This is a genomic window from Beijerinckiaceae bacterium (assembly GCA_004564215.1).
Lineage (GTDB): Bacteria > Pseudomonadota > Alphaproteobacteria > Rhizobiales > Beijerinckiaceae > Methylocapsa.
In genome coordinates this window covers 250,100-263,140 of sequence record CP024846.1, presented here as the reverse complement: position 1 = coordinate 263,140, position 13,041 = coordinate 250,100, and the positions used below count along the sequence as shown (strand labels likewise).

The 13,041-nt window shown below is 58.5% G+C and carries 10 protein-coding genes; 7 read left to right on the top strand and 3 right to left on the bottom strand.

Translation table 11 applies throughout. From position 1 onward, the window contains the following. Positions 1-93: 93 nt before the first annotated feature. A complete protein-coding gene (locus tag CU048_01135; GenBank protein ID QBR70112.1) occupies positions 94-648 on the bottom strand; it encodes a hypothetical protein in 555 nt (184 codons plus the stop codon). A gap of 62 nt (positions 649-710) precedes the next feature. Between CU048_01135 and CU048_01130 the strand changes: the two genes are divergently transcribed. Both CU048_01130 and CU048_01125 read left to right on the top strand, forming a co-directional pair. Beyond that, entirely contained in the window at positions 711-1,148 is a 438-nt protein-coding gene (locus CU048_01130) for a polyketide cyclase/dehydrase and lipid transport (protein QBR70111.1), read from the top strand. 143 nt (positions 1,149-1,291) lie between these two features. Then, positions 1,292-2,002 carry a phosphoesterase gene (locus CU048_01125; GenBank protein ID QBR70110.1) on the top strand — a complete coding sequence of 237 codons (711 nt, stop codon included), beginning with the start codon at positions 1,292-1,294 and terminating at the stop codon, positions 2,000-2,002. Between the two features lie 31 nt (positions 2,003-2,033). On the opposite strand, the gene CU048_01120 is transcribed toward CU048_01125, so the two are convergent. After that, positions 2,034-4,919 (bottom strand): hypothetical protein, encoded by a 2,886-nt coding sequence (locus CU048_01120; GenBank protein ID QBR70109.1) that lies wholly within the window; start codon positions 4,917-4,919, stop codon positions 2,034-2,036. A gap of 415 nt (positions 4,920-5,334) precedes the next feature. Here CU048_01120 and CU048_01115 point away from each other — a divergent pair, with 415 nt between their 5' ends. The 5 genes from CU048_01115 to CU048_01095 all read left to right on the top strand — a co-directional run bounded on the left by CU048_01115 (position 5,335) and on the right by CU048_01095 (position 11,995). Further along, positions 5,335-5,889 carry a MerR family transcriptional regulator gene (locus CU048_01115; protein QBR70108.1) on the top strand — a complete coding sequence of 185 codons (555 nt, stop codon included), beginning with the start codon at positions 5,335-5,337 and terminating at the stop codon, positions 5,887-5,889. Positions 5,890-6,296: 407 nt separating this feature from the next. Continuing rightward, complete coding sequence (locus tag CU048_01110) at positions 6,297-8,090, top strand: acyl-CoA dehydrogenase (protein QBR72557.1); 1,794 nt, start codon at positions 6,297-6,299, stop codon at positions 8,088-8,090. Positions 8,091-8,134: 44 nt separating this feature from the next. Then, positions 8,135-9,343 carry an acetyl-CoA acetyltransferase gene (locus tag CU048_01105; protein QBR70107.1) on the top strand — a complete coding sequence of 403 codons (1,209 nt, stop codon included), beginning with the start codon at positions 8,135-8,137 and terminating at the stop codon, positions 9,341-9,343. A gap of 74 nt (positions 9,344-9,417) precedes the next feature. Continuing rightward, positions 9,418-9,774, top strand: a complete 357-nt coding sequence (locus CU048_01100; GenBank protein QBR70106.1) for a hypothetical protein — start codon at positions 9,418-9,420, stop codon at positions 9,772-9,774. A 10-nt stretch (positions 9,775-9,784) separates the two neighbouring features. Beyond that, positions 9,785-11,995: a 3-hydroxyacyl-CoA dehydrogenase gene (locus tag CU048_01095; GenBank protein ID QBR70105.1), complete on the top strand. Its 2,211-nt coding sequence runs from the start codon at positions 9,785-9,787 to the stop codon at positions 11,993-11,995. Between the two features lie 23 nt (positions 11,996-12,018). Here the strand turns inward: CU048_01095 and CU048_01090 are convergent, their stop codons facing one another. Next, positions 12,019-12,885 (bottom strand): hypothetical protein, encoded by an 867-nt coding sequence (locus tag CU048_01090; GenBank protein QBR70104.1) that lies wholly within the window; start codon positions 12,883-12,885, stop codon positions 12,019-12,021. Positions 12,886-13,041 lie beyond the last annotated feature (156 nt).

Here is a 13,041-nt window from a genome sequence, read left to right as displayed (position 1 = left end):
GCCGAGCGGCGTATCCTTCGTGATGCCCCGTTTATGAACTCCTCATCCTTCGAGACAGCCCTTCGGGCTTCCTCAGGATGAGGGCAAGGCTGTTCAGTGATGCGGATGATGACCCCGTGCGATCATCAGATGATGCTGCTGGTGGTGCATGCCGCGTGTCATGACTCCGATAAAACCGAGCCCACGGAGTTTTTCGGCGTCCTTGGCAGGTGTCGTGACCGTCAGGATCGCACCGGCGTCCGTAGGGGTGGCAGTGAACGTCCAGTCCTCGACGCCATCCATCGTCGCGGCATGCGCCATGACCATCCGCTGGATCGAGTCTTTTACCGGACCGACGCCCGAAACGATGAACCGCACCCCACCGTCAACTGGCTCGCTTTTCACCTCCGCGCGAAGAGTGACATTGTCCATGTCGATGAGATGCTGCCGCAGAGCCTCAATATTCACTTTGCTCCAGTCGGTGGCCGGGTCGGCCTCCAGGATTTCGACGATTTCCTGAATAGCCGCAAATGCCGCCTGACCGGCTTGGATCGGGGTTGACGCCGATTGAGGATCGGACGGCATCCCACCTGAATGATGGTGTGGATTGGCCTGAGCGTAAGCATATCCAGGTATCAGCAGGGCGAGGAGAAAGACGATCCGAAACATCATGAAATCCTTTGGTCACAAACCCCATTTACCACTTGGGGCGGCACATAGAGGATTGATTTATGGATATTGATTATTACGCTCCGGTCCGAGCACGTCACGAAATCATAGTGAATGCCCCGGCCGCGACCCTGTGGCGCCTCCTCACCGAGATTGATTCCTGGCCGCAGTGGAATCCTGCAATTGCGCGCTCGAAACTGAACGGTCCTATTCAGGAAGGTACAAGTTTCGCCTGGAAATCGGGCGGCGTTTCGCTCGTTTCGACCTTACAGGATGTCGTGCCTGAACACCGCATCAGCTGGACCGGAAAAGCCTTGGGCCTTCACGCTGTCCATACATGGAGCTTGAGGCCGACGACGACCGGCGTCGCGGTCGAGACGTCCGAATCATTCGCCGGCTGGCTCGCAAGCCTGCTCCCCGGGATGTTGCAAAAGACGCTCGACAAAACTTTGCAGAATTGGCTTCGCAACCTCAAGCAAGCCGCCGAAGGCTCTGTCTGATCCTATCTCCTACGCGCAAAGCTCAGCAACTCAGGCGAGACGGGTATTTTGCTTAGGAGAGCGACCTCGGCAGGTTGCAATTGCCCATGCCTTGGTCAAAAGATCAGATTGATCCGCACCGCCATGAGTCGCTTTGAAAAAAAATGCCGAGCGCCGCCCGTCAAACCCATCGGCCACCTGCGGTCCTGCAAATTCTGGACAGGGGGTTTGTCGTCGATTCGGCGGGGGCGCTCTTTTGGCACGAAGAGAGGCTGCTGATCGTCGCCGATCTGCATTTCGAAAAAGGCTCGGCCTTTGCCGCGCGGAAAGTCTTTCTGCCGCCTTACGACACAGCGGCCACGCTCGAATTGCTCGCCCGCCTGATCGCTTTCTACAAACCCCGCGCGGTTATGGCGCTCGGCGATTCGTTTCATGACGGCCGCGCGGGTGAGCGCCTCGCCATGCGCGATCGCGCGATGATTCGCGCTTTGCAGGCCGGACGGGAGTGGATCTGGATCGCCGGCAATCATGATCGCGATTTGCCTGCCGGCTTGGAGGGTGAAGGAAGAGACGAAGTCTCGATCGGCCCCATCGTTTTTCGGCACGAACCGCGCGCCGCGCCCTCCCCGGGCGAGATCGCTGGGCATTTGCATCCTGTTGCCAGGGTTGCCGGGCGCGCCGGCTCGATCCGGCGGCGCTGCTTTGTGGCCAATGCAACGCGCTGCATTCTGCCCGCATTCGGCGCCTTCACCGGCGGGCTCAATTTGCGGGATGCCGCTTTCACGCCCCTGTTTGGAGCCGGCGATTGCCGTGCCCATGTCCTGAGCCGCGGCGAGGTTTACGACATTCCCCATGGGCGCTGCTTGCCGGATTGATCGGCGGCGTACGTGCCGTGCGAGGATTGGCTTACAGCCCGGAAACTTTCGGTTTTTGGGGGGGACTTGCCTCGGAGATCCATTCCGGCGCCGCAGATTCATTGGCCGTCCGGTCCGCAGGGCGAGGCCTAAAGCCTGCCGCCGATGCGTTGGCCGCCGCAAGCTCGGACGATGTCAGCCTCGCTGCGACGTCGTCGCGCTTTTTTGCGGCGTCCTCGTCGCCTGCGGCCGCAACGACCGCAAACCATGTGTAGGATTTCACAAGGTCTTTAGAGACCCCAAGCCCCCGCGCGAGCAGAACCGCAAGATTGAATTGGCTGTCGCGAACGCCGAAGTCGGCAGCCTTGCCGAACCAAAGCGCGGCCGCTTCGTAATCCGGCTTGCCATCATTGCCCTCGGCTGCAAGAACCCCGAGGTTATGCATGGCGCGGATGTTGCCTTTTTCGGCGGCCAGCCGATAGAGGGCCTTCGCGCGCTGCATGTCCTTGCCGACCCCCAGACCTCTTTCATAAAGCGATCCAAGCCGATATTCAGCCGCCGCAAAACCTTGTTGCGCTGCCTTGTCGTACCATTGCACCGCGAGGCTATAATTTGGTGGTCCGTCTTTGCCTTCCGCGGCCCGCACCGCAAGGTCAAATTGCGCCGCCGCATCGCCGGCTTCGGCGCGTTCCATCAGCGTTTTGGCGGGCGGCGGCTCGGTTGCGACGGGGGCTGGGTTGCCGGGGTCGGACGGTGAAGCGGGACCCGGCAAAGGGGAAAGTGGAAAGATCGGCGCGAAGGCCGCGGCGTTGGCTGATTGGGCGGGCGCTTTGCCGGCTCCGCTGCTCTGACCGATGGTCCCGGTTACGATCGCGCCGCTCCCGGCTATGATGCGGGCTGCCGACTTCAATGTTGCGACTGAAATGGCGTTGGGAGCCGTGCCGGAGCCGTTCGGCGGAACAAGAGGCGACGGATCGAGATAGACGCCCCCTGGCAGGCTTGACCGCGCCGGCTCCGCCGTTTCCGGATCGCCTGCGGCCTGGCTTGCCGGCATTTTGCCTTGTGTCTCGGCCTGCCCCATTGGGGGCGGCATTGACGAATTCACTTTAATATTATTGTGGAACTGGTTGAAAAGGCTTGGAACTAATTCGCTGCGATGGGTCAGCGTTTGGACGATCGTATAGGCTCCTAAAGCCATGACAAGAACCCCGATGCCCCAAGTCAACGGACGCTGCAGAAGCCGCAGAGGACTGAGTTTCAACTGAAAAAAAGCCGGGTGGGGCTGGGGATCTGGCTCCGTCTGCGGAATGGGGCTTGCCACCGCATCGCTTGGCCCCGCTTTGGCACCCCGCGCAGCGCGACGCGCGGCGGCGATTAATTCAGCGCGGCTCGTATTTTCGTGAGCAATACGGTCGACTTTCGGCGGTGCCCCTTGCTCCGTGGCTTCGCGATCGCGGAATGGGCCAGGGTAGCCAAGTCCGGGTTCGATCAAGAACGCATCGACATCCCCACTGATGCCGAGCGAGCGGCTTTCGATTTGAAGTTTCGCCGAAGGTTGATTGCCCTCATCGAACCCCTTGTCGCCCTTTGCTGCCGGTAAATGGGGGTTGCCGCTCTCCTGCCGTTGCTCGGCGAGAAATGCGAAGAATGGCGCAAAGGCGTCCGGCGACGACGGGGCAAGGGCGGAAGGATCGGCCTCCATTTCACCCAATCGTGTTTCAAGCCTGGTGAGGCGATCGGCGATTTGCCCCATGGCGTCCTGGACGCTTGCCAAAACAATCTGGGCGCGGCGTCCGTTTTCGTCCTGGAGTGCCCGCAAATCTGCGATCTCACGCAGGAGTCCGTGCGCATCGTCGAAAGCTGCCTCCGGTGAGAGCGTCGACGTGGTCCGCAACCGTTCAAACCCTTCGCCGACGCGATCCAGCCGTTCGGCGAGCTTGGCGATCTCTCGGCTAAGCTCGTCCGTCGGAACCACCGGCTGAGCGTGCGGGAGCTCAGCCGACTTCGGAAGGTCTTGGATTAAATCCTTCAAAGCCCCCATTTCGCTTGAGGCCGCGGCCAAACCGGCCTCGAACCGGGCGGCAAGAAATTGATGCCCGGCATCAATTTGTGCTGAAAGAGATTGATCGTCGCGACCGGCTTTTCGGATCGCTTCTTCAGCCGTCCGTGCCAGACTGTCGAGGCGCAGTTCGAGGGCGCGGATGGAATCGTCACGGGCGGGGTCTTTCAGGAGATCCAATATTTCCCGGGCGGTCGCCGCGAGATCCTGCGAAACTTCAGCTTGTCGTGCCGTGACCGAGCTTTCGCGTTCGGATTCAGTGGGAGCAGGTGATTGGCTTTTTGCCGCGCCAAATCGCTCCAGAGACCGCATAAGTTCGCGCGCCATCCGGTCGAATGGGCCAGCTTGGGTCGCATGGCCTGCCCCGGCAATTGGGGGATTCGGATCGAGAGCCGCTTCGGCCGCGCAAGCTTCATCGGCAGAAACGGCGTGACGGGTTTGCCGGAGCAGATCTCCGCAAGCAGCCAATTCATCCGGGGTCAAAGCCCGCTGTCGCGAAAATAGCTTAAGCCTGCCTTCAAGCTCCATCAAAGCATCCCTGACCGGCAGGCTAGGCTTATCGCCGCGCGCGCGAACGACCGCCTCCAAATCATCAAGCAACCGCAGCAGATTTTTGCGGGCGGCGCCGGTTGTCACCGAATGGGACGACATCATGCGAGCCACCGCCGCAAGGACGTCGGCGGCCGGCTGCGATCGCATGTCCGAAAGCGGTTCGGGGTCGAGCGATTTAGGACCGCCTTGGTCTACGGACAAACCAAGAGACACGCGCCGCCTTTCGTCGTCAAAACCAGGCTGATGATCCCTCTCATCGCGTGCTTGGCTTGCCCGAGGCGGACCAGAATATTCTGCCTCTCCCCGACCGGGGTCTATGCCGCGCATTGTGTTGCCGCTTGGTGAATCGCAGTTGCTTCACACAGCAAAGGCTGGGCCCGAGGCAAATTTGCGACCAAAGCCAGCGCTCACTCCATTCTTTGTGGACGACTCGACCAGATCGCAGCTGAGACGTTTGCCATGATCCAGATCAACGGCGACGCGCGCCTCAATTCCTGCCCAGTTTAAGAGCAATCTTCGCAATGTGAGATGCGGGTTTGTTCAAAATGTCTTTCTTGATTTTAATATACAGCTTTAAATATGACTGTTAGATCAGTGATTTTAGGTGACTTATGCGGCCAAGTTTACAAAATGTTGTTAATAGTTGAGGTGTGACGTATTATTTTTTCCCTCATTAGTTGCGCTTTGCTGGGATTTTTGTATTGTCCGGCTGGAGCTTTGATCAATCAAACAGGATTGAATTATGGATACGATGGGGCAACAGCATTTCCGCTGGGATATGAATCCCTACCTGCTTCATTCCGTTCCAAACGGTCCCGAACCGGGAGCGAATGGGGAGCAATATCGCGATGGGTCGGTCGACGAACCGCGATTGAGTACCATTCGTGAAATGGTCCGGGATTTTGGGATCAGCATCCGCGCGCTCCGTTTTTACGAAGACTGCGGCCTCCTGCACCCCCGGCGGGTGGGAAACGCCCGCAGGTACGATGCGCGCAACAAATTGCATCTCAGGATGATTTTAGCGGGCAAGGAACTCGGATTTAGCCTGTCCGAGATCGAGGGCATTTTAGCTTCCAACGAAGAGGAAGTCGGGGATCTGGAACGGGACCCGGTGCCGGAACAAATCGATGCTCAAATCAGCCATCTCGAACGTCAACGCGTCAAAATCGACCAGGCGATCCGCGCCTTGCAACTCGCGCATCGGCGGGCGTCGGGATCCAGCCCCTCGCGCAGCGCGCTTTGTCAATCAATCCGGGCGTTAGAACGCATTCCAAAAAAATTGCGACAAATGTTTTAGCCAATGTCGCTTTTTGCTGCGGGCGATCCGTGTTGCCCGCAGATTCTTCAGCGGCAGAATTTCTGCATAAATTTAATTGCGAACATGACAGTTTGGCATCAAAGCCGCGCTCGACGCGCCTTCCCTTTGTTTGATCTCCGATTTGAGACTATTTTTTCGTGCCAACGGGGTTTTTAAGCCGCCCGTTAACCTCGTCCGTCCACTTTTCCTTCGTTTCAAATTTCGCATCCCGGCCTAAAGCGCGGCCGCGAGCCTTCGAATCTTGCGGAGGGGGGTGGGAAAGACTATCTCATAGCCGGGATTCGCTAACCGGTAGCGCATTTTCCGGAACCGACGTTCCCGGACTTGAGTTGCGCAATTTGCCGGCAAGACATCTGCGCCGCCAATGGAAGCCGGGAGGTCGTTTGATGCCGAGTTACAAGGCGCCGGTCGAAGAAGTTCTTTTCCTTCTCCGTGATGTTTTTCCGATCCAGCGTTTGAATAATTTGCCTGGATTCGCCGACGCGACGCCTGACGTCGTCGAAGCGATCATTTCCGAAGCCGCGAAGCTATGTGAGGAAACCCTCCACCCCTTGAATCAGGCTGGCGACCGCGCGGGATGCATCCGCCACAAGGATGGCCGCGTTGAGACACCAGCGGGTTTCAAAGATGCCTATCGTGCTTTTGTCGGCGGAGGCTGGATCGGCCTTGCCGCCGATCCCGATTACGGTGGACAGGGACTGCCCTATACGTTAGCGGCGATCGTCAACGAATTCGCGAGTTCCGCTAATATGGCCTTCGCCATGTATCCCGGCTTGAGCCAAGGCGCGCTTGCCGCCCTCATGACTCATGGCTCCCCCGAACAGAAGAAGATTTTCACGCCGAAACTGATCAGCGGCGAATGGTCGGGAACCATGAATCTGACCGAATCGCATTGCGGTACCGATCTCGGTCTTTTGAAAACCAAGGCGGTGCCTCAAGCTGATGGTTCCTATGCCATTACCGGCGAAAAAATATTCATCTCGGCCGGCGAGCATGATCTTGCGGATAATATTATCCATCTCGTGTTGGCCAGGATCGAGGGAGCGCCCGCCGGCGTCAAAGGCATTTCGCTTTTCGTCGTGCCTAAATTGCTGATCGAAGCGGACGGTTCGGTCGGGACCTCCAACAATGTCACCTGCGGTTCGATCGAGCATAAGATGGGCATTCACGCCAATGCCACCTGCGTGATGAATTATGACGGAGCCAAGGGCTGGCTCGTTGGCGAGCCCAACAAGGGCTTGAATGCCATGTTCGTGATGATGAACGAGGCCCGTCTCGGTGTGGCGATCCAGGGTTTGGCGATCTCGGAAATCGCCTATCAAAATGCCGCCGCCTACGCCAAGGATCGCTTGCAGGGACGCTCACTTTCAGGGCCGAAATATCCCGACAAGCCGGCGGATCCGATCATCGTTCACCCCGACGTGCGGCGCAATTTGTTGACGATCCGCGCCTTCAATGAAGCCGCCCGGGCGCTCGTCGTTTGGACCGCGCTGAAAAGCGACATTGCGCATCGCTCGAATGACAAGGCCGAAGTTCAGGCGGCCTCGGATAGTTTGGGCCTGCTGACCCCCGTGTTGAAAGGCGTGTTGACCGACTTCGGGTTCGAGAATGCGGTCAAGGCCCAGCAAATCCTCGGCGGCCACGGCTATATCGAGGAATGGGGCATGGAACAATTCGTCCGCGATGCCCGCATCGCCATGATCTACGAAGGCGCCAACGGGATTCAGGCCCTCGATCTTGTCGGCCGCAAGCTCGCCAAGGACGGCGGCCGCGCGATCATGAATTTCTTCGCCGAGGTCAAATCCTTCATCAAGGACAATGAGTCCGACGAGCAGATGCGGCCCTATGTTTCAGGGCTGAAGCTCGGCGTCGAACATCTCGAACAGGCAACGATGTGGTTCATGCAAAATGCCATGGCAAAGCCGGAAAATGCCGGCGCCGGTTCCTATGACTATATGCATTTATTCGGGCTGGTCGCCCTTGGGTTCATGTGGGCGCGGATCGCCAAGGCCGCTCTCGTAATCAAAAAGACCGGCAATGGCGATGCCGCCGCCATGGAAGCCAAACTAATGACCGGCAGATATTTCATGGAACGCATCATGCCGGAATCGAGCGCTCATTTCGCCCGCATTTCCGCCGGCGCCGAAACCTTGATGGCGCTGTCGGCCGAACAATTCTGATCTGCCCGCATCCCGCTTTTTTGCGAACCAACCGGGAGGACCCCGTGCCCGAAGCTTTCATTTACGATCATGTGCGCACCCCGCGCGGACGCGGTAAACCGGATGGCGCCTTGCACGAGGTTTCGACACTCGGACTTGCCGCCACCGTCTTGCAGGCGATCAAGGAGCGTGGCGACCTCGACACTCATCTGGTTGACGATGTCGTTCTTGGCTGCGTCGATCCCGTGGGCGAGGCCGGCGGCGACATCGCACGAGCCGCGGCCCTGACCGCCGATTACGGCAATCATGTTCCCGGCGTCCAGATCAACCGTTTCTGCGCCTCCGGTCTCGATGCGATCAATTTTGCGGCCGCTCAAGTGATGGCCGGACAGCATCAGCTGACGGTGGGCGGCGGCGTCGAATCGATGAGTCGGGTCGGTATCGGCGCATCGGGGGGCGCTTGGCCGGTCGATCCGGCGATTGCAATCAAATCCTATTTCATGCCGCAAGGCGTGTCGGCCGATCTCATCGCCACCAAATATGGATTTTCCCGTGACGACGTCGACCAATATGCGGTCACCTCGCAACAACGCGCGGCAAAGGCCTGGAGCGAGGGTCACTTTAAGAATTCAATCGTCCCCGTGCGCGACATCAACGGCATCGCCCTCCTCGACCGCGACGAACATATGCGGCCAACGACCGACATGCAGTCGCTCGCCGCGCTCAAACCATCCTTCACAATGATGGGCGAACAAGGCGGTTTCGATGCGGTCGCGGTCGATGCCCATCCGGAGGTCGAACGCGTCGTTCATGTCCATCATGCGGGCAATTCCTCGGGCATTGTCGATGGCGCCGCTGCCGTCCTCATAGGCTCGGCCGAGGCTGGCCAGGCCATGGGGCGCAAGCCGCGCGCAAAAATCCGGGCCTTCGCGAATATCGGCTCGGAGCCCGCCATGATGCTGACCGGACCGGTCGATGTCACAAGGAAAGTGTTGGCGCGTGCCGGCATGAGGATCGAGGACATCGATCTCTTCGAGGTCAACGAAGCGTTTGCCTCGGTTGTCCTGCGCTACCTCCAGGCCTTCGACCTTGACCTCGGGAAACTCAATGTCAACGGCGGTGCTATCGCAATGGGCCATCCTCTCGGCGCAACCGGCGCCATGCTGCTGGGCACGGCGATCGACGAACTTGAGCGCACGGGCAAGGGGACGGCACTCATCACCCTTTGCATCGGTGCGGGCATGGGCACTGCAACGATCATCGAACGGGTGTAGCCTTGGCGCTTACACAAATGAGCAGACAATCATAGGGCGATGGGCAAGCGCCGTTCATCCGCGCGTGAGATCAATTGACGGAGTTTGCCGTGGAAGTGCAAGGAGTCCTGCCTGAAAGCAATCGAGCGACGTCGGTGCTGGGTCTCAAACCGGCGCGGCTGGCGCTGGACGAGCCGGACAGGAGCACGTCCATAGGAGCCTTTCCGGTAATTGCCCGCGCGCCGGAGGGGATTATTCTTGGGTTCGATGACAAGCATCTTGATTTTCGTTTCGTCGTCGATGTGATCAAGATCAATGCCTCGTACAGTTGGATTACGGCAACAACCTTGGCTCGCCCGCATAATTTGCTCTGCCGGGTTTATCTGGCCGTGGTTCTGCCGTTTCACCGGATGATCGTCCCCGCCACGCTTGCCCAAGCCGCGCGAATCTAAGGAGCGACCCATGAACCTCACCAATTTCCGCTTCGAAACGGACCCAGACGAGATTGCGCTGCTCACCTGGGACATGCCTTCCCGCTCGATGAACGTGATCACGCCGCAGGTTATGGACGAGCTCGAGCAGGTCATCGACCATGTCGCGGCCAATGCTTCGATCAAGGGCTGTGTGATCACTTCTGCCAAGGAGGCATTTTCGGGCGGTGCCGATCTTTCCATGCTGCAGGTGGCAGCGAGCGAATATCTGAAAGCCAAGCAGGAAAAGGGCGAAGAAGCGGCAACGAAATTGTTTTTTGAAAGCTCCCGGCGGCTCTCGTTGCTCTACCGCAAGCTTGAGACATGCGGCAAGCCTTTCGCCGTGGCGATCAACGGCACCTGTCTAGGCGGTGCCTTCGAACTCGCGCTCGCCTGTCACTACCGGGTGATCGCGGACAAGGACAAGGCGCGGATCGGCCTGCCTGAAATCAAGGTCGGACTGTTCCCGGGTGCCGGCGGTACACAACGGGTCGCCAGATTGATGCAGACCGGCGATGCGCTGCAAATGCTTTTCAAGGGCGAACAGATCAGGCCGAAAGCCGCCAAGACAATGAACCTCGTCCATGAGGTCGCGCCAGCCGAGGAGATCGTCGCTAGAGCCAAGGCGTGGATCGCGGCGGGCGGAAAAGGGGTTGCGCCGTGGGACGAACAAAGCTTCCGGCTTCCCTCCGGCAAAGTGTTCTCGCCGCAGGGCATGATGGTATGGCCGGCGGCCAACGCGATTTATCGGCGTGAGACGCATGACAATTATCCCGCAGCAAAAGCGATTCTGCACAGCGTCTATGAGGGTCTTCAGCTTCCGATGGATTTGGCGCTGCGCGTCGAGTCGCGCTGGTTCGCCAAAATCCTGCGTTCGCCCGAAGCCGCGGCCATGATCCGCACGCTGTTCATTTCGATGGGCGAATTGAACAAGGGCGCCCGACGCCCGAAGCAAATCCCGGCGACCTCGATCAAAAAGGTTGGCATTCTCGGGGCAGGATTCATGGGCGCGGGGATCGCCTATGTGACCGCGAGCGCCGGGATGGATGTGGTGCTGATCGACAGAGATCAAGCATCGGCCGATAAGGGCAAGGATATTTGCGACAAGCTTATCTCCGGCCAGGTTCTGAAGGGCCGCGCAAAAGCCGCCGACAAGGACGCGCTCCTTTCCAAAATCAAACCTTCGGCCGACTACAACGATCTCGCCGGTTCGGACCTTGTGATCGAGGCGGTCTTCGAGGACCGCGCTGTGAAGAGCGATGCAACCCGAAAGGCGCGCGCGGCACTGGGACCGGAAACGATTTTTGCGTCGAACACGTCCACCCTTCCGATTTCCTCGTTGGCGGAGGCCTATGCCGAGCCGGAAAACTTTATCGGTCTGCATTTTTTCTCGCCGGTGGAAAAAATGCTTCTCGTCGAGGTGATCCTTGGCGAAAAGACCGGGGATCGCGCGCTTGCGCTCGCACTCGATTATGTTCGCGCGATCAAGAAGACACCCATCGTGGTGCATGACGCACGCGGCTTTTACGCCAATCGCTGCGTCGGCAATTTTATCCACGAAGGGCATATCATGCTCCTCGAAGGCGTCCCTCCGACGATGATCGAGACGGTTGCGAAAATGGCCGGGATGCCGGTCGGTCCGCTCTCGCTCAACGACGAAGTTGCCCTCGATCTCGCGCTGAAGATTATCGAGGCCGCGAAACAGGATTTGGGTCCGCAGGCGGTGGACCCGGCGCAGGAAAACCTGCTGAAGAGCATGGTCACGCGCCACGGCCGCCTTGGCCGCAAGAACGGCAAAGGCTTTTACGATTACCCGAGCCAGGGTCAGAAGACGCTGTGGCCGGGTCTATCGGAGTTTCAACCGACCAAACTTGATCCGGATACAATCGACGTTGAAGTACTGAAACAGCGTTTTCTCTTGACCCAGGCGCTCGAAGCCGCCCGTGTGGTCGAGGAAGGCGTTGTCACGGATCCACGTGAGGCAGATGTCGGCTCCATCATCGGTTTCGGCTTCGCGCCTTTCACCGGCGGGACATTGAGCTACATTGACGGGATGGGCGCGGCCAAATTCGTCGCGCTTTGCGAAACCCTACGGCAAAAATACGGAGAGCGTTTCTCTGTGCCGCAAATCCTTGTCGATATGGCTGCCACCGGCGGCTCGTTTTACGGGCGCTTCACGCAGGAGAATAAACGCGTTGCGTGAAATGGCGTCTCTCGTCGCGCAGCTTAATATTTTGCGACGACAGGGGTCGGCTGTGGCGAAAACCAATCGAATTTATAATTTATGCCGACGCGCGCGATATGATACATCGTGCGGGTTCCAAATTGTATCGATGCTCCGGTCACTGGATTGTGAATCGAACGGTGCGCATTGATAAAATCGTAGAGATATTCGGCCTTCACGGTGAAATTTGGGGTGAACGCATATTCGGCGCCGATGCCAAAAACTCCGACATGCGGAAAGACGCCCGTGCGGGTTGCTGTGGTCGATCCTGCATTGAAGAAACCACCGGAAAAGACGCTATAAGTCGTCTCGACGGTTCCGTAGTTAAAGCCTCCAGTCAAATAGGGCATGAAGTTGCCCCAGGCATAGCCAAGTCGCCCCCGAACGGTGCCAAAATCGAGGAATCTCGCTCCAAAGGTGGCGGTCGTAGGGGTGCCAGAAATCAAGACGGTATTGACGGTGGCCTGTCCCCTAATCGCCGAGGGGCTGTTATCGATTTCTATCCCTGCCACGAGATGGAAGAAGGGAAGCTGATAATTGAATCCGATCTGGGCACCGCCAATCGGACCTGAAGCATCGATGCCGCTTGTCCCTGCGGTATAGCCGAACGGGCCGGGGATCGTGAGGCTGTAGGGAAACGCAAAATGATCCGTCCCCCAGCCGACATGGAAGCCGACATAAAAACCGGTCCAATTATATTCCACCGGGGGCGGCGGGGCGACGATCGCAGCCGGAAAATCCGCCGCGCGAGCCGATCCCCAGCTTGTTAAAGCCATCGATAAAGCAAGCCCAAACCGAAATTTTTTGCCTTTGACCGGGTAGATGGAAGCCAAAGCCTTTGTGATCTTGTTCAAATTTATGCTGTCCACGGGAGTTCGCTCCAATTGTACAGATTATGACATCCATTAAAGGCGGGGAGATAAGCACTTCGCAAGTCTGAACCCTCTTTTCCCGTTCGAATACTGGCGGCTGTGACAAAAGAAGCACTTCATTTCGTTTGGTTTCATTCTCGCATCTGCGAAATC